We start from the raw sequence: 22168 nt of genomic DNA on the forward strand, positions 1-22168 counted from the left end.
CACCGGCGCGCCGCTGCGCGTGCTGCATGTGCTCGACCACTCGATCCCGCTGCACAGCGGCTACACCTTCCGCAGCCGCTCGATTTTGCAGCAGCAGCGCGCGCGCGGCTGGGAAACCCATCACCTGACCGGTTCCAAGCAGGGCAGCAAGAGCGCCGGCCAGGAAACCGTCGACGGCCTGGTGTTCCACCGCACGGCGCCGGAAAGCGGCCTGCTGGCGCGCCTGCCGGTGCTGAACCAGAAGGCGGTCATCGACGGCCTCGCCGCGCGCCTGCTGCCGCTGGCGAAGGAAATCAAGCCGGACCTGATCCACGCCCATTCTCCGGTGCTCAACGCGGTCGCCGCGCTGCGTGTAGGCCGCCAGCTCGGTATCCCTGTTGTCTACGAAATCCGCGCTTTCTGGGAAGACGCGGCGGTCGACCATGGCACCAGCCGCGAATGGGGCCTGCGCTACCGGCTCACGCGCGCGCTCGAAACCTGGGCCCTGAAGCGGGTCGACGCGGCCTTCACGATCTGCGAAGGCCTGCGCGCCGAGATCGTCGGGCGCGGCATTCCGGCATCCAAGGTCACGGTGATCCCGAACGCGGTCAATATTGAAGACTTCAGCACCGACGGCAGGCGCGATGAAGCGCTGGCGGTGGAGCTGGGCATCGCCGGCAAACCGGTACTGGGTTTCATCGGCTCGTTCTACGCCTACGAAGGCCTGGACGTGCTGCTGCAGGCCCTGCCCGAGATGTTGAAGGTGAACCCTGACGTGCGCGTGCTGCTCGTCGGCGGCGGTCCGCAGGACGCCGCCCTGAAAGAACAGGCGCGCCAGCTGGGCGTGGCCGACAAGGTGATCTTCACCGGCCGCGTGCCGCACGACCAGGTGCAGCGCTACTACAACCTGGTCGACATCCTGGTGTACCCGCGCCTGAAGATGCGCCTGACCGACCTGGTTACGCCGCTCAAGCCGCTCGAATGCATGGCCCAGGGCCGGCTGCTGGTGGCGTCCGACGTCGGCGGCCACAAGGAACTGATCGAAGACGGCAAGACCGGCGTGCTGTTCGCCGCCGGCGATGCGCAGCAGCTCGCCGCCAAAGTGCTGGCGCTGCTGTCCGAGCCGCAGCGCTGGCCTGCGCTGCGCGCGGCTGGCCGCACTTTCGTCGAACAGGAACGTAACTGGCGCGCCAGCGTGGCGCGCTACCAGGCGGTGTACCGCGGCCTGGTCGGCAAGGAAACCGCAATTGGCTGAACATGCTTTAAAAATCGGCCTGGTCGGGCCGCTGCCGCCGCCGTCGGGCGGCATGGCAAACCAGACCGAACAACTTGCCCTGCTGCTGTCGGGCGAGGGCTGCAGTGTTGAGCTGATCCAGGTGAACGCGCCTTACCGCCCGGCCTGGGCCGGGCGCATCAAGGGTGTGCGCGCCGTCGCGCGCATGCTGCCGTATCTTGCGACCCTGTGGCGCAGCGCCGGCCGGGTCGACCTGATGCATGTGATGGCCAATTCCGGCTGGTCATGGCACCTGTTTGCCGCGCCGGCGATCTGGATCGGCTGGCTGCGCGGCTGCCCGGTGGTGGTCAACTACCGGGGCGGCGAGGCGGGCAGCTTCCTGGCGAAATCGCTGGCGTCGGTGCGCCCAAGCCTGCAGCGCGCGTCCGCGCTGGTGGTGCCGTCGGGCTTCCTGGAGTCGGTATTCGGCAAGCACGGCATCGGCACCATCGTGGTCCCGAACATCATCAACCTCGAACGCTTCAACAGCGACCGCGTCGCAGCCCAGACGCTGGAGGCGCCGCGCCTGCTGGTGGCGCGCAACCTCGAGCCGATCTACGATAACGGCACCGCGCTGCGCGCGTTTGCGCTGGTGCTGGCGCGCCATCCGGGCGCGCGCCTGGTCGTCGCAGGCTCCGGCCCGCAGCGCGCCGAACTCGAACAACTCGTGGCCGAACTTGGCATGGCCCACGCGGTGACCTTCACCGGCCGTGTCGACAATGCCGGCATGGCCGCGCTGTACCGCGACGCCGACATCATGCTTAACCCTAGCACGGTCGACAACATGCCCAATTCGGTGCTTGAAGCACTGGCCAGCGGTGCGGTGGTGGTCAGCACCAATGTCGGCGGCGTGCCGTTTTTGGTTGACCACGACAAGACCGCCTTGCTGGTGCCGCCGCGCGATCCGCAGGCGATGGCCGATGCCGTGCTGCGCGTTACCGATGAACCCGGGCTGGCCACGGCACTGCGCGTCGCAGGCCTGCGCTACGTTCAGCAGTACGCCTGGGCGGGCGTGAAGCCGCGCCTGATGGCGGTGTACCGCTCCGTCCTGAAACCCGGCACTCCGAAAATGGCGACCAACCCATGATTACCGCAAAACCAAGCAGCGCCAGTCCGTACACCCGCGTCGTCGCGGGCGTGCTGTTCCCGCTGCACGAACTGATGAAGCGCCACAGCACGGTGGCGGTACGCCGCGCAATGGAAAAATCGCAGTGGTGGCCGGCCGCGCGCCTGCGCGACCTGCAGATGAAGCGCCTGCGCGCGTTGTTGACCCGCGCGCAAACAAAGGTGCCCTATTACCGCGACCTGTTCCAGGAAATCGGCTTCGACCCGGCGCGCGACCTGAAGACCGTCGAGGACCTGGCGCGCCTGCCGCTGCTCGACAAGCCGACCATCCGCGCCAACAGCGACCGCATGCGCGCCGACGATGCGCGCGGCCTGGCGCGCTTCAATACCGGCGGCTCCAGCGGCGAGCCGCTGGTGTTCTACATCGGCAAGGAGCGGGTCAGCCACGACGTCGCCGCGAAATGGCGCGCCACGCGCTGGTGGAATGTCGACATCGGCGACCCGGAAATCGTCGTGTGGGGTTCGCCGATTGAGCTGGGTGCGCAGGACAGCGTGCGCGCCGCGCGCGACAAAATGTTGCGCACCTCGCTGCTGCCCGCGTTCGAAATGTCGGAAGCGAAGCTGGACGGCTTCCTCGACGAGATCCAGCGCCGCCGGCCGCGCATGCTGTTCGGCTATCCGTCGGCGCTTTCGCATATCGCGCGCCACGCAAAAGCAAAGGGCCGGCGCATGGACGACCTGGGCATCCGGGTGGCCTTCGTCACCTCCGAACGCCTCTACGACGAACAGCGCGCCCAGATTTCGGGCACCTTCGGCTGTCCGGTGGCCAACGGCTACGGCGGGCGCGACGCGGGCTTCATCGCGCACCAGTGCCCGTCGGGCAGCATGCACATCACGGCCGAGGACATTATTGTCGAGACCATCGACAGCGAAGGCCGTCCGGTCCCTGCCGGCACTGCAGGCGAAATCGTCGTGACCCACCTGGCCACCGGCGACTATCCGTTCATCCGCTACCGCACTGGCGACGTCGGCGTGCTCGGCACCAAGCAGTGCGGCTGCGGGCGCGGCCTGCCGGTACTACAGGAGATCCAGGGCCGCAGCACCGACTTTTTGGTGACGCAAGACGGCGCGGTGATGCACGGGCTGGCGCTGGTGTACATTTTGCGCGACCTGCCGCAGGTGAAGTCCTTCAAGATCATCCAGGAGAGCGTGGACCACACGCGCGTGCAGGTGGTCAGCGACGCACCGCCCGATACGGCGCTGCGCGGCACCATCGAAGCCGGTTTCAAGAAGCGCCTCGGCGCGGGTGTGCAGGTCGACATCGAACCAGTCGAGGCGATCCTGCCTGAGAAGTCGGGCAAGTACCGCTACGTCGTCAGCAAGGTCGACTCCACGGCGGTACGGACCTAGTGTATGTACGCGCAAGCGCCGCGCTACGCGCGGACGCCTTGCGTTGGACCGCGCCCTAAAAAAATCATCAATTGTTGCAAATTGTCACAATTCTCATGAGAAATTCGCCATCGCGGGTGGATTTCCTACAGGCAAATAGTTTCCACTGGGATAGAATTTATCGACCAGCCTGAAAATCCCGATGGCTATTTCTTCTTGGAGACGATGATGACTACCTCCCACAACTCGACCGTTAATTCCCTTTATCTCGCGTTTTATGGCCGTCCGGCCGATCCGGAAGGCCTGAAATTCTGGGCTGAGCAACTCAGCAAGGCAGGTGGCGATGTCGACAGCATCAAGAGCTTCTTTGCCGACTCCGACGAGGCGCGCGCGCGCTTCGGTACCGACACCGCGAGCGAACGCATCACCGAAATCTATCAGCAACTCTTCAATCGCAATCCTGATGCCCAAGGCCTGAAATTCTGGAGCGATGCGATCGCCAACGGTCACGCCACGGTGGCTGACGTCGCTATCGCGGTACTTGGCGGTGCACAAGGTACGGACGCCAGCTTGTCTACCCTTCGCCTCGAGGCTGCGGACACCTTTACCGCCCAGGTTGAGGCGTCAGGCGGCGCCTACCGTGGCCTTGCAGCGGTCGAGGCCGCACGTGTGCTGGTGCGCGCGGTTACCATGAATGCCAACAAGAGCGACATCGCAGCCCTGGTCAAGGCGACTGCAGTGTTGACCGAGGTCGCCAGCAAGACCCCGGAAGTTGTCAGCGCCATGGGCTCGGGTAGCGAACTGCTGGACCTGTTCGACACCGCACAGGGCAGCACCGACCCGGTCAGCCTGGTCCAGTCCATGGCCGAGGTGGCGCGCTCCGCAGCAGAGAGCCCGAACACCGTGGCGGCGCTGATGCGCGGCGGCGGCATGCCCCAGCTCCTGAAGTCGCTGCCGGAGGGCACCACGCTGAAAGACCTCGTTGGCCAGCTGGGCAAAGGCGGACTGAAGGCCACCCTGGACAACATGATGGGCAACAAGCCGGACCCGGTCGAGCCGGGCACCGACGCGGCCGTGACCCTGGAATTCGACCTGGCGAACAGCCCGGCTACGCTGGTCCTGAAGGCCGCCGCCGGCAGCGTCACGGGCCTCGGCAACGCTACCACCCTGGTATTCGAGGACAAAGCCTCGGGGTCCGGCGATGCGCTCGCGCTCGACTACACCGTCACTGGCGACCAGCTTGTTTTCGCCGCGCCGCTGGAAGCGGGCTTGTACGGAATCAGCTGGAAGGACGATACCTTCACCACCGCGACTGGCCACCTGGCCGCAGGCTCGGCAACGTTTGCCGGCGGCCATGAGGGCGTGTTCGCCATGGAGGGCTTTGCCATCGAGAAGGTGACAACTGTGACGAGCGACGTCGCACGCGCCGCCGCCGACGACGTCAACGAGGCGTTTATCGGTAGCGCCACGGCGACCGTGCGCATTGGCACCGGCGGCGGGCAGGATGTGGTAGTCGACCAGGGTGGAACGTTGGCTATTGTGGTGGACAGCCTTGCCAGCGCGGCGCCTGACCTGATCCTTGGCTTCGACACCGGCAACGACACGATCGTGCTGGAAGGCCAGGCGGCGAGCGTAATCGATGACAACGCCGACGGCAAGCTCGGCTGGGCCAGCTCGGGCACGGGAAAGACGACGGTGGATGGCACCTCCGAAGCAGTCGCCATTGCCGTTGGCAGCGCCGTAGGAGTGGGCAGCGAGGCTGGCATCGAGCAATCCCTGCAGGCATTGAACGGCGCGCTCGACGTCACCAAGCTCGCCCTGCAAGATGAGCTGCTGATTCTCGCCACCAGCGACAGCGGCGCTGCCCTGTTCGCGTATGTGAACAAAGACGACAATGGCGTGATTGACGCTGCGGAACTGACGGCGATTGCCATGTTTGCCGACGGCGCCGCAGGCCAGCTGGACATCGTACTGGTGGGCGCCCCGGCCGTGCCGGCCTGATCAGGTTTTCACGCCAAAATGCGCGTTCGAACCCCGCTGCCCAGGCAGCGGGGTTGCGCTTGATTCGCGATTATCAGCGAAGAACCTATTACGCCGCTCGGATCAAGCCTGTTCGTGCTGCTTGAACCACTGCTCCATCATCATCAGTACCCAGACCATGGTGCCGTGGTAGCCCGCGTGTTCGGACAGGTGCTGCCCGACCAGCTGGTCGATGAACGCAGGGCGGACGATGCCGCGCTGCTTCAGGTCCGACAGGCTGTCCATCGCCAGCTGCTTGAGCGGCTGGTGGTGCTGCAGCCAGACGCCGAACGGCAGTCCGAAGCCGTGCTTCTGCTTGTTGATGATCTCGTCCGGCAGGAAGTCGCGCAGCGCCTCCTTGAAGAAGTAGCGCAGCTTGGTGCCATTGAGCTTCTGCTTGGCGGTCAGCTGGCTGGAGAACGCCACCATGTCGTCGGACAGGAACGGGAAGGCGACGTCCATGCCTGCCAGTTCGCACGAGCGGATCACCTTCGGCAGGTCGTTGTCGGCCAGGGTGATCTTGAAGTCCAGCGCCAGCATGCGGTTGATCAGGCTGGCCGCTTCATTGCCGCCGTAGTCGCGGCGCAGGTTTTCGAGCGGGCCGTTGGTGTCCGCGTGCACCAGGAACGCGTCGGTGAACACCTGGCTCGGACCGTAGCGGCCCAGCAGGTTGTAGGTTTCCAGGCGCGCCGGCATCGGTACCGACGCCTGCTCGATGTAGCTGCGCGCCTTGCGGATCAGCTTGATGTGCTCGCCGCCCGGGAAGTTGAAGACCGCCGGTTCCAGCAGCGCTTTGCGCAGCAGGCCGGGGACCTTTTCGTATTTTTCAAACACGTGCTGCTTCGAATAGCGCTCGTTGCCGCCGAAAAGTTCGTCGCCGCCGTCGCCGCCCAGCATGCGGGTGATGCCGTCGGCACGCGCCATGCGCGCGCAGTAGAAGGCCGGCAGCGCCGAGGCGTTACCGAATGGCTGGTCGAACACGGCCGCCACCTTCGGGATCGCATCGACCACGTCGTCCGGCGTCACATAGTATTCGTGATGGCTGGTGCCGAAGTGGCGCGAGGCCAGGCGCGCGTACTCCATCTCGTCGTAGCCTTCGGCTTCGAAACCGATCGAGTAGGTATTGGCCGGCTTGCCGCCCACTTTGGTGAGCACGCCGGCGATGGTCGAGCTGTCGGTGCCGCCGCTGAGGAAGGCGCCCACTTCGCTGCCTGCCGCCGCATCGCGCACGCCGCTTTCCAGCAGCCGCATGAATTCCTGCTTGAGTTCCCCGAACGGGCGCTCAGGACGTTCGTCGAACTTCATGCGCCAGTACTGGCGCTTCTCGATGCGGCCCTGGCGGTAGCGCAGGAATTCGCCCGGCAGCAGGCGCTGCTGGTTCTGGAATACCGTGCCCGGACCCGGGATCATGTGGAAGTAGACGTAGTTGTACAGGCCCTGGTGGTCGAGCACGGACGGGGTCAGCGGGTGGCGCACGATGGAATCGGCGGACGAGCCGAACACCAGCGCTTCGCCCGATACCTGGTAGGCCATATTGCCGACGCCCATGCGGTCGATCGCCAGCAGTGCTTCACCGGCGTCATCATCGACGATACACAGCGAGAACGAGCCATTCAGGCTGGCGCACAGCGCATCCGGATCGCGCCGCCATGCCTGGGCGATGCCGGCGGCGACGCTGTCGGCGCCTTGCCCGATACCCTTGCCCGGCAGTCCCCACAGGGCCACCATCAGGCCATCGCGCTGGTATACATGGCTGGTCGCGGCGCTGGCGACGACGCCGACAGCGCTCTTGCGGCCCTGCATGCTCTGCAGAGGGGCGCTGTGAAAGCGCGCCAATGGCGCAGCCATCGTTTCAATGACCGCCCGGTTATCGGTGGCGCTCGCGCCGTATCCGATGAATCCACATAAGCCGCTCATTGCTGCAACCCCATCATTTTCGGCATGACTTACTCGCTAATTAATCGTTAAACAAAACACCAATGACACATTCTGTACATTTTACCAATTAATTGCTAAAGCATAATTTCAATTGCGCTCGGGTGTCCCAGGAAGGCAACAGGGCTGGCGGACAGCCCGTACGCGCCCGACTGGAACACGACAACCAGGTCGCCGGCATCGGCTTTGGCCAGTTCCATCTGGTCGGCCAGCAGGTCGAGCGGGGTGCACAGCGGGCCGACCACGCTGGCCGTTTCGCGTTCGCCGCCGGCCATGCGGTTGCCAATGGCGACCGGGTAGTTTTTACGGATCACCTGGCCGAAATTGCCCGAGGCGGACAGGTGGTGGTGCAGGCCGCCGTCGGTCACCAGGAACACCTGGCCGCGCGAGACCTTGCGCTCGATGACGCGGGTGACATACACGCCGGCCTCGCCAACCAGGTAGCGGCCAAGCTCGATCACCACCTGGGCGTCGGGCAGCGCAGCTTTTGCATGCGGCAGCAGGCGCGCCAGGTTGTCGCCCACGGGCGCCAGGTCGAGGCGCTGCTCGCCGGGGAAGTAGGGGATGCCGAAGCCGCCGCCGATGTTCAGGGTCAGCACCGGCGACGGGGCGTCGGCTGCCAGCCGCGCTGCCAGCGCAAAGGTCTTGTCGTGCGCCTCGCAGATCGCTTCGGCCTTCAGGTTTTGCGAACCCCAGAAGATATGGAAGCCTTCGAAGCCCAGTCCAAGGCGGCCGATCTCGGCCAGCATGGCTGGCACGCGCTCGGCGTCGACGCCGAACTGCTTCGGTCCGCCGCCCATCTTCATGCCCGACGATTTCAGTTCGAAGTCAGGGTTGACCCGGACCATGACCTTCGGCTGCAGGCCGAGGCGCGCACCGATGGCGGCAATGCGCGCCATTTCGCCTTCCGACTCCATGTTCAAAACCGCGCCGGACGCGATCGCGCACGACAGGTCGGCGTCGCTCTTGCCCGGGCCTGCGAAGCTGACCCGGCCCGGATCGACCGGGGTGTCCAGCGCGGTGCGCAGTTCGCCGCCGGAGGCGACGTCGATGCCGTCGACCAGCGTGGCCATGTGCTGGACCACCGCCGGCATCGGGTTGGCCTTCATCGCGTAATGCAGGTGGATGCCGGCCGGGAGCCGGCCGCGCAGCTCGGCCACGCGCGCGGTCATCGCGGCGCGGTCGTAGGCGTAGAAGGGGGTGCGGCCGGCGCGTTCGGCCAGCCGGGTCAGCGGCATGCCGCCGATCTGCAGGCAGTCGTCGACCACGGCGAACTGCGTCAGCGGCGCGTGCGGCCGGCTCATTGGGCGCCTCCGGTAAATGCGCTGGCATACTCGGTGGCCAGCAGCTTGCGGTCGAATTTGCCGTTCGGGTTGCGCGGCAGCGCGCCGCCAGTGATGACAACTTTCGACGGCACCATGTAGGCCGGCAGCTGGCGCTTGCAGTGCGCCAGCAGTTCGGCCTCGGTGATCGTGGCGCTGGCCACCAGCACGATGGCCTGGCCCAGCGCCGGATGGGCGGCGCCGAAGGCCACCACTTCCTGTACGCCGTCGATGGCGCATGCCACTTCCTCGACCTCGGTCGGGCTGACCCGGTAGCCCGAGGTCTTGATCATTTCATCGTTGCGGCTGATGAAGTACAGGTAGCCTTCTTCGTCCTTGCGCACGGTGTCGCCCGACCAGACTGCGATTTCGGGCAGCGGCAGGCCGGCTTCGACCGGGCGCAGTGGGCGGAAGCGTTCGGCAGTGCGGGCCGGGTCGTTCCAGTAGCCGAGCGAGACCAGCGCGCCACGGTGTACCAGCTCGCCCGGTTCGCCGGGCTGGCATTGGCTGCCGTCCGGGCGCAGCACCATCACCTCGGCGTTCGGGATCGCCTTGCCGATCGAGTCGGGGCGGCGGTCGAGCTGGTCGGGCGGCAGGTAAGTGGAGCGGAATGCCTCGGTCAGGCCGTACATCAGGTAGGGCGTAGCGCCGGGCAGGGCCTGGCGCAGGGCGTCCAGCGTCGGCCTTTGCATGGCGCCACCGGAATTGGTCAGGTAGCGCAGCGTGCAGCCGGCCGGCCACGGCAGGCGCGCGAGCTGGATCCACAGCGATGGCACCGCGGCCAGGCCGGTGATGCGCTCGGCCTCGACCGCGTCGAGTATGTCGCGCGGCAACAAATAATTGATCAGTACCGCGGTGGCGCCCACGCTGAAGGCGGTGGTCAGTTGGCTCAGTCCATAGTCGAAACTGAGCGGCAGCACGGCAAGGATGCGGTCTTCCGGGGTATTACCGAGGTAGGAAGCAACGCTTTCCGCGCCCGCAACGAGATTTCGGTGCGATAAAACAACGCCTTTCGGGCTGCCGGTGCTGCCCGAGGTATAAAGAATGGCGGCGATATCGGCGTCGATGCGCCCGGGATGCGGCGACGCCTGGACAGGCTGGGACAGGAACTCGTCCCACCCAAGCACCATGACATGGGCGGGCAGGGCGGCGCGCTCGCCGCTGCCGGTGACGAGCACCAGGGTCAGGCCGGCGCAGTCGCCCAGCACTGGCGCCAGCGTGCGCAGGCGCGCGTTTGACGTGACCAGTACGCGCGCCTGGCAGTCGGCCAGGATATGCGCCACTTGCGGCGCTTTCAGTTGCGGATTGAGGGGGACGAACACGCCGCCGGCGAGGGTGGCGCCAAACATCGACGCGACGTTTTCCACATTCTTGTCGAGGTAGACGGCGACCCGGCCGCCGCTTTCCAGCCCGTGCGCAGCCAGCCGGGCGGCGACCAGTTCCAGTTGCGACGCCAGCGCGCCATACGAGATCCGCACGTCCCCGTCGACCAGCGCCTCCGCGCCGGGCGCAACGCGCGCCGAACGCAGGATGAATTCGTGGATTAACCGGGTCATCAATTACCTTTTTTTCGTGGTCAACACCGCGTACGATTGTAACGTAGCGATGTTTCAAGAATACTAAAAATGCGCTATTGTTCGGGACGGCATCCATTCTATCGGGAAATTTGATTTCGCCCGTGGAAGAATGTCAAAGCGTAAAGTATTTTGATCGTTGATTACCCCTGGATTGCTATGAGAGACATTGTCCTCACCCTGATTATTGTCTCCCTGCTGCCCCTGATTTTCAGGCGGCCCCATATCGGCATCATGATGTGGGTATGGATCAGCGTGATGAACCCGCACCGCCTGACGTACGGCTTCGCCTATTCCTTCCCGTGGGCCGCGCTGGTCGCCGGCATCACGCTGTACTCGCTGATCATATCGAAGCAGCCCAAGAACCTGCCCATGACGCCGATCGTCAAGGTGGTCATCGCGTTCGCGCTATGGATGTGCGTGACGACTGCGGCTGCCTTCCTGCCCGAGCTGTCGCTGGATATGCTCGAGAAGGTCATGAAGATCCTCCTGATGACGCTGGTGACCATCATGCTGGTGCGGACCAAGGACCAGCTGCACATGCTGCTCTATACGATGTGCGGCGCACTGGCCTTCTATGGCATCAAGGGCGGCCTGTTCACCATCCGCAGCGGCGGCGGCGAACGCGTATGGGGTCCGCCGGACAGCTTCATCTACGGTAACAACGAAGTCGCACTGGCCTTCGTCACCATTATCCCGCTGATGTATTACCTGCTGCGCCGCCAGACCAACGTCTGGGCGCGCTGGGGCATCCTGATCGCGATGCTGATGTGCGGCCTGTCGGCGCTCGGTTCCTACTCGCGCGGCGCCCTGATCGGCATCGCCGCAATGGTCGTCGTGCTGTGGCTGCGCAGCCCGCGCAAGGTCAAATCGGGCCTGGTGATGGCCATCGTGATTCCGTTCGCGATCAATTTCATGCCGGCCAAGTGGACCGAGCGGATGGACACCATCGCGACCTACGATGAAGATGCGTCGGCGGTCGGCCGCATCAATGCCTGGGTCATGGCGTTCAACCTGGCCAAGGACGACCCGCTGACCGGGGGCGGTTTCATCACCTGGACCCCGGCCATTTTCGCCATCTACGCGCCCGATCCGACCGACGTCCACGTCGCCCACAGTATCTACTTCCAGGTCATGGGCGAGCATGGCTTCGTCGGGCTGGCCCTGTACCTGACACTGGCCTTCCTCACCTGGCGCAGGGCGAGCTGGATCAGGCGCACCTGCAAGCAGAGGGAGGACCTGGCGTGGGCGGCCGAATTGGCGTCGATGATCCAGGTCAGCCTGATCGGTTTCGGGGTCGGCGGCGCCTTCCTCAGCCTCGCCTATTTCGACATTCCTTACTATGTGATGGCCATGGTGGTTATCCTCGGGCGCCTTGTCGAGGAAACCGTCGCAAAAGAAGCGCCTGCCGGGTCGCCGATCGTGAGCCGGCACGCGCCGCTCCGCAAGCCTGTCCCTCACTACCACTGAACCGGATCGCACGAATGCCGCTTGCGGGATCTAACTCAATCGCCGGGATGTCGGGCCGCAAGGGCTCCTTCCTCGATTCGCTGGCCAGCCGCCTGCTGATGCAGGCGGTGGTCGCCACCAGCCTGAAAAACAGGCTGTCGATCCTGATTTACCACCGCGTGCGGCCGGAGGCCGACCCCCTGTTCCCGAGCGAGCTCGATGCGGCGCGCTTCGACGAACAACTCACGCAGCTGGGCCAGGCATTCACCATTATCTCGCTGAGCGAAGCGGTGGAAGGGCTGCGCAACGGCACCTTGCCGCGCGGCGCGGCCTGCATCACCTTCGACGACGGCTATGCGGACAACGTCGAAATCGCGCTGCCAATCCTGCTCAAGCACCGCATCTCGGCGACCTTTTTCCTGGCGACCGGCTTCCTGAACGGCGGGCGCATGTGGAACGACAAGGTCATTGAAGTGATCCGCACCGCGCCCGAATCGCTCGACCTGCGCAGCCTGGGCTACGGCCAGCTGACGCTCGACTCGATCAAGGCGCGCCAGGATGCGATCGACGCGCTGCTCGAATCGCTCAAGTACCTGCCGCTCGATGCGCGCGAAGCCCAGGTGGACCGCCTGTGCGGCATGCTGCCGGAAGGCCAGCCGGGCGACCTGATGATGACCTCCAGCCAGGTGCGGACGCTGCACCAGGCCGGCATGGAAATCGGCGCCCACACGGTCAACCACCCGATCCTGTCGAACATGCCGCCTGACGCGGCGCGCCAGGAGATCGCCGAGTGCAAGCGCGAGCTTGAAGACATCACCGGCGCGCCGGTGCGCTGGTTCGCCTACCCGAACGGCAAACCGCACCGCGATTACGGCGCCGAGCATGTCGACATGGTCAAGGCAGCCGGGTTCGAGGCCGCCGTGTCCACCGCCTGGGGAGCCGCGTCGGCGCGTGCCGACCTGTTCCAGCTGCCGCGCTTCACGCCCGAAGGCGCCGGCCAGCTGCGCTTCACCCTGCGCATGATCCAGAACCTGGCCCGCACGGTCAACGCGGCCTGACCGGCAAACGCGTCATGGCAAGCCACGCTTACCCAAGGGCGCACGTGCCGGTCACGCCGGTGCTGTCGGCCGGCGCCTTGCTTGGCCCGCGCGATCCCCACATCAGCGCCATGACCGACAGCGGCGAGGTGCGCCTCGTCACCAGCGGGCGCATTGCGCTTGCGCTGGCGATGCGCGCCATCGGCCTGGCGCCGGGCGACCGGGTGCTGGTGCCGGCCTATCACAGCCTGTCGATGATTCCGCCGATCGTGGCGGCCGGCGCCGAGCCGGTGTTCTACCGGGTCCGCAGCGACGCATCGGCGGACCTCGACGACATCGCGGCCAAAGCGCAGGGCGCGCGGGCACTGGTGGCGGTCAATTACTTCGGCTTTCCACAGGACCTGGCCGCGATCCGCGCTTTTTGCGACCGCCATGGGCTGGCCATGGTGGAAGACTGCGCGCACAGCTTTTTCGGGGCCAGCGGCGGCCGTCCGCTCGGCTCCTTCGGCGACTACGCCATCGGCAGCACGATGAAGTTTTTGCCGATCTACGAAGGCGGCTGCCTGGTGTCGTCGCGCCACAGCCTGGCAAAAGTAGACCTGCGCTCGGCAGGAATCGGCTTTGAACTGAAGGCGTCGCTGGCCGCCGTTGAACGCGGGCTGGAGTACGGGCGCCTGCCGGCGGCCCGGCTTCCGCTGGCGCTGAAGGACGGCTTGTGGAAGCTGCTCAGGCGCGGCAAGGGCAAGGGCAAGAGCGCAGCGGCCGCCCTGACGCCGTCATCGTCGGACAGTAGCTATGATTTCGACCCGCGCTGGCTCGACAAGCGGTCCTCATTGTTTTCGCGGCTGGTGCTGCGCTTCGCCGCGCGCGGGCGCATCGCGCAGCGCCGCCGCGCCAACTACCTCGCCTTGCAGGCTGCGCTCGCCGGCCTGCCGGGCATGGCTCCGCTGTTTCCTGCGCTGCCCGCCGACGTGTACCCATGGGCGTTCCCGGTTGTCGTTGCCGATCCCGAGCGCATTTTTGCCCCGCTCAAAATGGCGGGCGTGCCGGTGATCCGTTTCGCCGAAAAGCTCTGGCCCGGCGTGGACTGCCCCGACAGCATCGAACTGTCGCGCCGGGTGTTCGCTTTCCCATGCCACCAGGAGCTGACGGATGCGGAGATCCGATGGCTGGCCGCTACGATATGTTCCGTGGTGGGCGCGGCATGAAATGGACCATTGAACCGGCGGCGTCCTTCGCGCAGCGCGCGGAGCAGTGGCGCGTGCTTAACGCGGCCACGCTGGCGTCGCCGCTGCTGGAACCGGAATTCGTGACGCAGTTGCTGACGCATTTCGGCAAGGGGGAAGTGCTGGCGCGCTGCGAGGAGGGCGGCGCGACAGTCGCCATGGCGCTGCTGTCGCGCCGCCGCGCCGGCACGTGGGAGACTTTCCAGCCTTCGCAGGCGCCGGTGGGCATGTGGCTCCAGCAGCCCGGTCTCGATACCGGCGTGCTGATGGCTGGCCTGATGCGGGCCTTGCCCGGTTTTCCGCTGGTGCTCAGCCTCCTGCAGCGCGATCCTGCGCTGGAGGCGCGGCCCGCTGGCGGCGCCGGGGTGTCGACCATGGACTATATCGCCACGGCGCGCGTGACGGTGTCGGGCAGCTTCGACGACTACTGGGCTGGCCGGGGCAAAAACCTGCGCAGCAACTTGAAGAAGCAGCGCGCGCGGCTGGCGCGCGAAGGCATCGCCACGCGCATGGATGTGGTGACCGGCGCCGGGCAAGCCGCGGCCGCCATCGACGACTACGCGCGGCTGGAACAATCGGGCTGGAAGGCAGGCCAGGGCACGGCGGTGCAGGCATCGACCGCGCAGGGCCGCTTCTACCGCGCGCTGTTCGAGTCGGCGTGCGCGCGCGGGCAGGGCCGCATTTACCGCTACTGGTTCGGCGAGCAATTGGTGGCGATGGACTTGTGCCTGGCGGTGGACGGTACCGTGATCATCCTGAAAACCGCTTACGATGCTTCGGCGCCGCAAGGACTGTCGCCGACGCTGCTGATGCGCGAAGAGCAGTTCCGCGCGCTGTTCGACAGCGGCGATGTACGCGTGATCGAGTTTTATGGCAAGGTGATGGAGTGGCACACGCGCTGGACTGATGAGGTTCGCACGATGTACCATGTCACCGCGTTCCGCTGGCCCGTCCTCGGCGCCCTCAAACAACTCCTGAAAGCCCGTCCGCGGCGCCAGGCAGCGCGGCTGGAAGCCAGCCCCGATTCAAACTGAAGAAAATGATCATGTACCTCGACGACGTAAAACGACTCCTGATTGATGTGCTGTCCCTGTCCGGCGACCAGGCCGAAATGGATGCCGGCACGCCCCTGCTGGGCAGCCTGCCCGAGCTCGATTCGATGGCAGTCGTCAACGTCATCGGCGCGCTCGAAGAGCAGTTCGGCATCACGGTGGAAGACGACGAAATCAGTGCCCGCACCTTCGCCACCCTTGGCAGCCTGGCCAACTTCGTCGCTGAAAAAACCGCGTAAATGACCCGGGAAAATCCAGGCGCTGAACCGTTTTTCCTGGGGTCTCCCGGGGGGCAGCGATTCTGTGTTTTCCATCCGCCTGCCGGCGGAAAGTGCCTCGGCGCCGTGCTGGTTACGCCGCCGTTCGGCGATGAGCTGAACAAGTCGCGCCGCATGCTTGCGATGCAGGCGCGCCGCCTCGCCGCGCTTGGCTTCGGCGTGCTGCAGATCGACCTCGAAGGCTGCGGCGACAGTGACGGCGAACTGCGCGATGTTCGCTGGGCCGGATGGACGAGCGACCTGTCGGCTGGCGCCGACTGGCTGGCCGCGCGGCTGGACGCCCCCCTGTACCTGCTCGGCCTGCGAATGGGCGCGTTGCTGGCGCTGGACTTCGCGCGCACCCGCGCCGGTATCGCCGGCATCGTGCTGTGGCAGCCGCTGGCCAGCGGCGAGGCATTCATCACCCAGTTGCTGCGCCTGAAGCTGGCGGGCAGCATGGCTGGCGCCAACGGAGCGGAAGCGTCCAATACCGCTACCTTGCGCACCGCCCTGGCCGCCGGCGAGATGCTGGAAATCGGCGGCTATGAAATCACCGGCGCGCTGGCGGCCGATATCGGCGCGCTGGACCTGCGCGCGCTCGCGCCGCTGTCCTGCCCGGCGCACTGGTTCGAGATGGTGGCCGAAGCCGTGCGTCCGATGCCGCCCGCCGCCGTGCGTACCGGTGAGGCGTGGCGTGCCGGCGGGGTGGCCTTGACCGCGTCGCCGGTGGCAGGGCCGCCATTTTGGTCGAGCCAGGAGATTGCCGAATCCGCCGCGCTGCTCGACGCGACCTGCATCGCCTTTGAAAGCATGCGCTCATGAACGTCGAACAGCGCGCGCTGCGCTTCCAGTGCCGCGGCGACTGGCTGTACGGCGTTGCCACAATGCCGGAGCAAGCGCGTGCGCGCGGCGTGATCATCGTCGTCGGCGGTCCGCAATACCGTGTCGGCAGCCATCGCCAGTTTGCTTTGCTGGCGCGCGAATTGGCCGCGCGGGGCACACCGGTGCTGCGTTTCGACTACCGGGGAATGGGCGACAGCCAGGGCGATCCGCGCAGCTTCGAGGACATCGACGACGACCTGCGCGCAGCTGTCGACCATTTCACTGGCGCGGAATACGGCGTGACCGAAGTGGTGCTGTGGGGCCTGTGCGACGGCGCGTCTGCCGCGCTTTTCTACGCGCCGCAGGATGCGCGCGTCACTGGCGTGGTGCTGGCCAATCCGTGGGCACGCAGCAGCGACGGCATCGCAAAAACCACGCTGAAGCACTACTACCGGCGCCGCCTGCTGGAGCCGGCATTCTGGAAAAAGATTATCGAAGGGCGCTTCAATCCCGGCAAGGCGCTGGCCTCGTTCGCGCGCCTGCTTGGTGCGGCAACGGCCGCGCCAGTCCCCACCAGTGAATGCAAGGCGCCACTGCGCGAACGGATGCGCGAGGGGCTCGCGCAGTTCAGGGGAAAGGTACTGCTGCTTACCAGCGGCGTCGACCTGACCGCGCAGGAATTCCTCGAGATGGAAAAGTCGTCCAGCGACTGGAAATCGCTGCTGGCGCGCCCCCAGGTCAGCCGGCAAACGCTGCCAGACGCCGACCATACGTTTTCACGGCGCAGCTGGCGCGACCAGGTTGCACAACACACTGCGAACTGGCTCGACGCCTGGTGACGGCCTAGCGCTTGCAGGCCGCCAGCGATTCGAACGCGCCGTAGCTTGGCCGCGCAGGCCGCTGCGCCCCGCACAGGTCGGGTACAGGGCTGGCCGGCTGCTCCTTGCGCCGTGGCGCCTCGCCGTCCCAGGCCAGGTCGGCCACCGACGCACCGCTAAACAGCGCGCGCACCGGATGGCGGCCGGCATACAGGGCAGTGATACTGGTGTCAAAGTTGTCCTTCGCGCGCACCACGCCGCCGTCGCGGCTGCGGATCGCGCTGTCCACCAGGTTACCCTCGATGTCCGCGCTGCTTTCCGCGAAACGCACCACAATGCCGCCCGTATCAAGCACGGTGTTGTGGCTGACTGTGCTGCGCGCCGCGCTGTTGAGGTAAATGCCGTCGTCGGAGCATGAGGCGATCAGGTTGGCGCGGAGGACGCTGTCCTCCTGTTCGGTGATGCAGCGCCCGTCGCGGCAGTACTGCTTGCCAGTGCCGCCGCCACCGAGCGACATGCCGACGCGCTGGCCCGGTGCGCGCAGCAGATGCTCGCAGATGACGATGTTCTGTTCGAGGATATTGCGCGCGCCCGCGCCCTTGGCGAAGACGCCGTAGCTGATACGGTCGCTGCCGCCTTTGATAAAGTCGGTGATCACATTGCCGCGGATGACCCAGTCGCTGCCCGAGACCAGGTCGACCAGGGTGACTGCCGTGCTGGTGTCGCGGATCGTCGTGTTGGTAACCGTGTTGCCGATAATGGCGCCGTGATCGGGGAACTGGCCGCGGCGCGCGTTAATTTTGAAGTGCGAGTTGAAATCGATCACGGTGTTGTTGCGCGCCGTGAAATGGTCGGCGTCACCGACGACGTGGAAGGCATGTTCGCAAAACAGCTGGTGTTTGCAGACGCCGCGGATCGTCAGGTTCTCGAACGTCCAGTGCGGCGCCGTGACCTTGAAACCTTCGGCAATGCCCATCCCGATGGTAACGGTCCCGGCGCTGTCGGCGCGCACGACGATCGGGCTGCCTGCGGCGCCGGGGCGCCGGGCAGCCAGTTCCCCGCGCATGAAGGTGTATTCGCCCGGCGCCAGCGTGATGACGTCGCCCGGCAGCGCGCCAGCCATCGCGCCACGCAGGCCGTCAGCTGTCGTCACGGATACCGCGCGCGTGGCGGCCGGCGGCGCGATTGGCACAACACCACCCGGGCGCAGCTTCAACAGGTCGCCGTTGCCGGCGTACGGGCTGCCGCGGTCCAGCGACAACAGGGTGCGCTGCATCCATTGGCCGGTTTGTTCGATCGCCTCGTTATGGCCCGAGCTGCGCTTGGCGACATACGGGGCCAGCGCGCGCGGCGTAATGCCGCGGCTGTCGAGGAACCACAGCGTGCCTGCCGCCGCGGCGCCCGCGCCGGCCAGCGCCACCAGTGCCAGGATCGCCAGGGTCCGGCGCTTACGCACCGGTCTTGACCCCGTGGCGGCTCATCAGGTCGTACATGGTAGGGCGGCTGATGCCGAGCAGTTCCGAGGCCTTGACGATGTTGCCATCGACCCGGGCAAGCGCCTTGACGATGGCCTTGTGCTCGGCCTCGTCGCGCACCTGGCGCAGGTTCAGCGGTTCTTCCGGCAGCGCCGCACCCGACAGGCCCAGGTCGTCGGCCATGATGTGCGGGCCGTCGGCCATGATCACCGCGCGCTTGATGCAGTTTTCCATCTCGCGCACATTGCCCGGCCACTGGTAGCTTTCGATCGCGTCCATCGCTTCGCTGCTGAAGTGCAGCCCGCTGCGCGATTCCGATGCGCTGAACTTGTTCTTGAAGTGGTGCGCCAGCAGGGCGGCGTCGCCAACGCGCGCGCGCAATGGCGGGATGGTGACGACGATTTCAGAGAGGCGGTAGTACAAGTCTTCGCGGAAGCGGCCGGTGGTGGCCAGTTCCTTCAGGTTCTGGTGGGTTGCGCAGACGATGCGCACGTCGACTGGAATCTCTTCGTGGCCGCCGACCCGCTCGATCACGCGCTCTTGCAGGAAGCGCAGCAGCTTGGCCTGCAGCGACATCGGCAGGTCGCCCACCTCATCGAGGAAGAAGGTACCGCCGTGCGCCAGTTCGACCTTGCCCTTGGTCTGCTTGGCCGCGCCCGTGAAGGCGCCTTTTTCGTAGCCAAACAGTTCGCTCTCGAGCAGGTTCTCGGGAATCGCGGCGCAGTTGATCGCCATGAAGCGGTTGTTTGCGCGCGGCGACAGGTTGTGCAGCGCGCGCGCCAGCACTTCCTTGCCGGTGCCGCTCTCGCCCAGCACCATTACCGAAGCCGAGGTCGGGGCGACTTTTTCCAGGTTGCGGCAGACTTTCATCATGCCGGCGTCGCGCGTGATGATGCCCGCTGTGGGCGAATCGGCCTGCGATTGCTGCATGCGGCGGTTTTCCTGCTGCAGCGCGTGCAGGAAGAAGGCGCGCTGCAGCACCAGGCCGAGCACCTCCTGGTCGCACGGCTTCTGGTGGAAGTCGTAGGCGCCCATCGCGATTGCCTTGACGGCGTTGGCGTGGTCCTGGTTGCCGGTCAGGACGATGACGCGCGTCTCCGGCGCCAGCGCCAGGATCTGCTGCAAGGTGGCCAGGCCTTCGGTGGCGCCGTCCGGGTCGGGCGGCAGGCCCAGGTCCATCGTCACTACCGCCGGTTCATGGCGGCGGATCTGCGCCAGCGCGCTTTCGCGGTCGCCGGCCACCACGACGTCATAGGCGTCGAAACTCCAGCGCAGCTGCTTTTGCAGGCCCGGGTCGTCTTCGATAATTAACAGTTTTTGCTTAGTCTGAGTCACAACAATCCTCTTGCCTTACGCGGCGATATCGATGCTTGCCGCTTGTACGCGCAACAGCGGCAGCAAAATCTTGAAAGTGGTTCCGCCCGGCTGGCTGCTTGTCACTTCAAGCTTGCCGCCAAGTTCGGAAATGTATTCGCGGCTTTCGAACACGCCAATGCCCATGCCGGCCGACTTGGTCGACTCGAACGGCTTGAACAGGCGCTCGCGGATGAATTCTTCGCTCATGCCTTCGCCGGTGTCGCTGATCGACACCTGCGCCGCGTCGCCATGGCGCTCGACCCGGATCGCGACCTTGCCATCCCTGGCGGTCGCTTCGATCGCGTTCTGGATCAGGTGGCCGACGACGCGCTCGAGGCGCTCGCGGTCCGCCACCACGCGCAGGCCGGCGTCCTGGATGTCGAGCTGCGGGCGCGGTTCGAAAGCCGCCTTGCCGGCCACCGCCTGGCGCAGCACCTGGTCCAGCTGCAGCGGCGACGGGTGCTCCGGCGCTGCGCTGCGGCCCAGCTTTTGCAGCAGCAGGCGCATTTTCTGCACCGAGAAGTCCAGCGTTTCGAGCATGTCGCGCTGGAACTCGGGGTTGTCCTTATGCTTCTCGGCGTTGGAGGTCAGCAGCGACAGCTGCGAGACCAGGTTTTTCAGGTCGTGCACGACAAAAGTCGACATGCGGTTGAACGACTCGAACTGGCGCGCCACCATCAGCGCGTTGGCCGCGTCTTCCTGGGCCAGGTAGCTGGCGGCCTGGCTGCCGGCGATCTTGAGCAGGTCGATCACCTCCCAGTTCAGGGTGATCTTGCTGCGCGGCTGCTGCAGCACCACGAAGCCGAACAGCTTACCCTGCAGGATCAGCGGCACCACCAGCCAGCCGCGCGGGAAGCCGCGCAGCCACGCGGGCAGGGCCACGCTGTCGTACTTGTCCGGGCTGTCGTCGTATTCATCGAGGTCGAATACCCATTCGCGCTCTTCAAGGAAGACGCTGAACGGGGAGTCGGCCGGTTCGGCGTCCTGCGGCATCGGCACGTGCCAGCTGGCGGCCGGCACGCAGGCCCCGCCTTCGCGGCGCAGCCACAGCGCGCCGCCCGGGCTTTCGACCAGCGCGGCCACCGCCTGGATGGCGCGCTCGCCCAGGCCCGGTCCGTGTTCCGACAGGGTGCGGGTAAAGCGCAGCCACTCTTCGCGGTAGTCGTAGTTGTAGCTGTAGAAGTGCTTGGAGATGAATACCTTCAGCCAGGCGCGGAAGGTGCCCGAGAACAGGATCCCGACCAGCAGGACCAGGGCGCCGAACAGGAAGGACACCTGCATCACCGTGCCCCAGCTGCCGCCGAAATAGCGCAGGTAGTAGCCGGCCGATCCCATCGCCAGCAGGTAGATGGCGGAGCCGAACAGGGCGGCCGAATGGAACATCACGCGGCGCGACACCGCCAGGTCGATCGACCATGAGGCGCTGCGGGCGATCGAAATGGCCAGCAGCGGCACGGTCAGCGCGTTGACGATCCCACGCGCGGCCCAGATGTCGGGATTAATCTGGCGGAACAGCATGGTGTCGCTGTACAGGTAGAAGTCGTAGGCGAAGATGCCGCCGATGCCCAGGCAGGCAAACTTGATCGCCCAGCGTTCCTGCACCGGCTTGTTGCGGTACAGCTGTTCGACCAGCAGCATGCCCAGCACGGCGATGCCGACGCGCGCGGCGACGCTCGGCATGAAGCCGCCTTCGATGATCGAATTGATGTCCCAGATGGCGGCGGCGGTGCCGGCGGCGAACACCAGGTAGGCGGCGCTGATGATGACCAGCGCCGGTGACAGGCCAAGGGGCAGGCGGCTGCCTTCCTTGCGGTAGTTGCCGATCAGCAGAACCAGCACCGCCGACCAGCCTGCGCTGCGCAGGATGCCAAGGGTGTTGGCCCATTTCGCCAGTTCGGGGTAGCCGGCGGCCTGCAGGGCGACGGTGACGCCCCACAGCGCGGACAGCAGGCAGGCCGCGGCCAAGACCCGGCTCTGCGGCCGGGCGCGCCAGCGCGTCAGCAGGAGGAAGGCCAGCAGCGCGAACGCCGCGGCGCACACTGCGTAACTAAAGGTAGCGATGCTGGTCAACGTGAACCGTCCATCTCAACAGCCATTGTAAGCATTGGCTTTCTGGAAAA

The 22168-nt window shown here is 66.0% G+C and carries 17 protein-coding genes; 11 read left to right on the top strand and 6 right to left on the bottom strand.

Going from position 1 to position 22168, the window contains the following annotated elements; translation table 11 throughout:
* The first annotated feature begins 13 nt into the window (after positions 1–13).
* From LMJ30_RS06685 to LMJ30_RS06700, 4 genes are all read left to right on the top strand, one after another.
* Positions 14–1234, top strand: coding sequence for a TIGR04063 family PEP-CTERM/XrtA system glycosyltransferase (locus LMJ30_RS06685; protein ID WP_229431685.1), 1221 nt, complete (start codon positions 14–16; stop codon positions 1232–1234).
* The gene (locus tag LMJ30_RS06690; RefSeq protein ID WP_229431564.1) at positions 1227–2339 is read left to right on the top strand and encodes a glycosyltransferase family 4 protein; all 1113 of its coding nucleotides are present in this window, start codon (positions 1227–1229) and stop codon (positions 2337–2339) included. Before LMJ30_RS06685 ends, LMJ30_RS06690 begins: the two co-directional genes overlap by 8 nt.
* Positions 2336–3727 carry a phenylacetate--CoA ligase family protein gene (locus LMJ30_RS06695; protein WP_229431565.1) on the top strand — a complete coding sequence of 464 codons (1392 nt, stop codon included), beginning with the start codon at positions 2336–2338 and terminating at the stop codon, positions 3725–3727. Before LMJ30_RS06690 ends, LMJ30_RS06695 begins: the two co-directional genes overlap by 4 nt.
* A 207-nt stretch (positions 3728–3934) precedes the next feature.
* Positions 3935–5707: a DUF4214 domain-containing protein gene (locus LMJ30_RS06700; protein ID WP_229431566.1), complete on the top strand. Its 1773-nt coding sequence runs from the start codon at positions 3935–3937 to the stop codon at positions 5705–5707.
* A gap of 102 nt (positions 5708–5809) precedes the next feature.
* Here LMJ30_RS06700 and LMJ30_RS06705 read toward each other — a convergent pair whose 3' ends face one another.
* The 3 genes from LMJ30_RS06705 to LMJ30_RS06715 all read right to left on the bottom strand — a co-directional run bounded on the left by LMJ30_RS06705 (position 5810) and on the right by LMJ30_RS06715 (position 10538).
* Complete coding sequence (locus LMJ30_RS06705) at positions 5810–7642, bottom strand: asparagine synthetase B family protein (RefSeq protein WP_229431567.1); 1833 nt, start codon at positions 7640–7642, stop codon at positions 5810–5812.
* A gap of 95 nt (positions 7643–7737) precedes the next feature.
* On the bottom strand, positions 7738–8964 hold the full coding sequence (locus LMJ30_RS06710; protein ID WP_229431568.1) for a pyridoxal-dependent decarboxylase, exosortase A system-associated: 1227 nt from the start codon (positions 8962–8964) through the stop codon (positions 7738–7740).
* Positions 8961–10538, bottom strand: a complete 1578-nt coding sequence (locus LMJ30_RS06715; RefSeq protein ID WP_229431569.1) for an acyl-CoA ligase (AMP-forming), exosortase A system-associated — start codon at positions 10536–10538, stop codon at positions 8961–8963. Before LMJ30_RS06715 ends, LMJ30_RS06710 begins: the two co-directional genes overlap by 4 nt.
* 177 nt (positions 10539–10715) lie before the next feature.
* On the opposite strand from LMJ30_RS06715, the gene LMJ30_RS06720 reads away from it, so the two are divergent.
* Genes LMJ30_RS06720 through LMJ30_RS06750 form a run of 7 tightly spaced genes read left to right on the top strand, consistent with a single transcriptional unit; the run spans position 10716 to position 17238 of the window.
* Entirely contained in the window at positions 10716–12026 is a 1311-nt protein-coding gene (locus LMJ30_RS06720) for a putative O-glycosylation ligase, exosortase A system-associated (protein WP_229431570.1), read from the top strand.
* Between the two features lie 14 nt (positions 12027–12040).
* On the top strand, positions 12041–13063 hold the full coding sequence (locus tag LMJ30_RS06725) for a polysaccharide deacetylase family protein (RefSeq protein ID WP_229431571.1): 1023 nt from the start codon (positions 12041–12043) through the stop codon (positions 13061–13063).
* Between the two features lie 14 nt (positions 13064–13077).
* Entirely contained in the window at positions 13078–14250 is a 1173-nt protein-coding gene (locus LMJ30_RS06730) for an aminotransferase class I/II-fold pyridoxal phosphate-dependent enzyme (RefSeq protein WP_229431572.1), read from the top strand.
* Positions 14247–15302 carry a GNAT family N-acetyltransferase gene (locus LMJ30_RS06735; protein ID WP_229431573.1) on the top strand — a complete coding sequence of 352 codons (1056 nt, stop codon included), beginning with the start codon at positions 14247–14249 and terminating at the stop codon, positions 15300–15302. The genes LMJ30_RS06730 and LMJ30_RS06735 overlap by 4 nt, the downstream gene beginning before the upstream one ends.
* Before the next feature lie 11 nt (positions 15303–15313).
* The gene (locus LMJ30_RS06740; RefSeq protein ID WP_229431574.1) at positions 15314–15559 is read left to right on the top strand and encodes an acyl carrier protein; all 246 of its coding nucleotides are present in this window, start codon (positions 15314–15316) and stop codon (positions 15557–15559) included.
* Complete coding sequence (locus LMJ30_RS06745) at positions 15560–16399, top strand: hydrolase 2, exosortase A system-associated (protein ID WP_229431575.1); 840 nt, start codon at positions 15560–15562, stop codon at positions 16397–16399.
* Positions 16396–17238 carry a hydrolase 1, exosortase A system-associated gene (locus LMJ30_RS06750; protein WP_229431576.1) on the top strand — a complete coding sequence of 281 codons (843 nt, stop codon included), beginning with the start codon at positions 16396–16398 and terminating at the stop codon, positions 17236–17238. Before LMJ30_RS06745 ends, LMJ30_RS06750 begins: the two co-directional genes overlap by 4 nt.
* Before the next feature lie 4 nt (positions 17239–17242).
* On the opposite strand, the gene LMJ30_RS06755 is transcribed toward LMJ30_RS06750, so the two are convergent.
* From LMJ30_RS06755 to prsK, 3 genes are read right to left on the bottom strand one after another with little or no spacing between them, the layout of a single operon-like run.
* Positions 17243–18673 carry a right-handed parallel beta-helix repeat-containing protein gene (locus LMJ30_RS06755; RefSeq protein ID WP_229431577.1) on the bottom strand — a complete coding sequence of 477 codons (1431 nt, stop codon included), beginning with the start codon at positions 18671–18673 and terminating at the stop codon, positions 17243–17245.
* Positions 18666–20027, bottom strand: coding sequence for a PEP-CTERM-box response regulator transcription factor (gene prsR, locus LMJ30_RS06760; RefSeq protein ID WP_229431578.1), 1362 nt, complete (start codon positions 20025–20027; stop codon positions 18666–18668). The genes LMJ30_RS06755 and prsR overlap by 8 nt, the downstream gene beginning before the upstream one ends.
* Positions 20028–20042: 15 nt before the next feature.
* The gene (prsK, locus tag LMJ30_RS06765; protein ID WP_229431579.1) at positions 20043–22118 is read right to left on the bottom strand and encodes an XrtA/PEP-CTERM system histidine kinase PrsK; all 2076 of its coding nucleotides are present in this window, start codon (positions 22116–22118) and stop codon (positions 20043–20045) included.
* Positions 22119–22168 lie beyond the last annotated feature (50 nt).

The organism is Massilia agrisoli (genome assembly GCF_020831365.1).
GTDB classification, from domain to species: domain Bacteria; phylum Pseudomonadota; class Gammaproteobacteria; order Burkholderiales; family Burkholderiaceae_D; genus Telluria_A; species Telluria_A agrisoli.

Bases quoted from the DNA above. Each gene is read 5' to 3' on its own strand.
- LMJ30_RS06695 (WP_229431565.1), top strand. From the start codon at position 2,336: ATGATTACCGCAAAACCAAGCAGCGCCAGTCCGTACACCCGCGTCGTC.
- LMJ30_RS06700 (WP_229431566.1), top strand. From the start codon at position 3,935: ATGACTACCTCCCACAACTCGACCGTTAATTCCCTTTATCTCGCGTTT.
- LMJ30_RS06705 (WP_229431567.1), bottom strand. From the start codon at position 7,642: ATGAGCGGCTTATGTGGATTCATCGGATACGGCGCGAGCGCCACCGAT.
- LMJ30_RS06710 (WP_229431568.1), bottom strand. From the start codon at position 8,964: ATGAGCCGGCCGCACGCGCCGCTGACGCAGTTCGCCGTGGTCGACGAC.
- LMJ30_RS06715 (WP_229431569.1), bottom strand. From the start codon at position 10,538: ATGACCCGGTTAATCCACGAATTCATCCTGCGTTCGGCGCGCGTTGCG.
- LMJ30_RS06720 (WP_229431570.1), top strand. From the start codon at position 10,716: ATGAGAGACATTGTCCTCACCCTGATTATTGTCTCCCTGCTGCCCCTG.
- LMJ30_RS06725 (WP_229431571.1), top strand. From the start codon at position 12,041: ATGCCGCTTGCGGGATCTAACTCAATCGCCGGGATGTCGGGCCGCAAG.
- LMJ30_RS06730 (WP_229431572.1), top strand. From the start codon at position 13,078: ATGGCAAGCCACGCTTACCCAAGGGCGCACGTGCCGGTCACGCCGGTG.
- LMJ30_RS06735 (WP_229431573.1), top strand. From the start codon at position 14,247: ATGAAATGGACCATTGAACCGGCGGCGTCCTTCGCGCAGCGCGCGGAG.
- LMJ30_RS06740 (WP_229431574.1), top strand. From the start codon at position 15,314: ATGTACCTCGACGACGTAAAACGACTCCTGATTGATGTGCTGTCCCTG.
- LMJ30_RS06745 (WP_229431575.1), top strand. From the start codon at position 15,560: ATGACCCGGGAAAATCCAGGCGCTGAACCGTTTTTCCTGGGGTCTCCC.
- LMJ30_RS06750 (WP_229431576.1), top strand. From the start codon at position 16,396: ATGAACGTCGAACAGCGCGCGCTGCGCTTCCAGTGCCGCGGCGACTGG.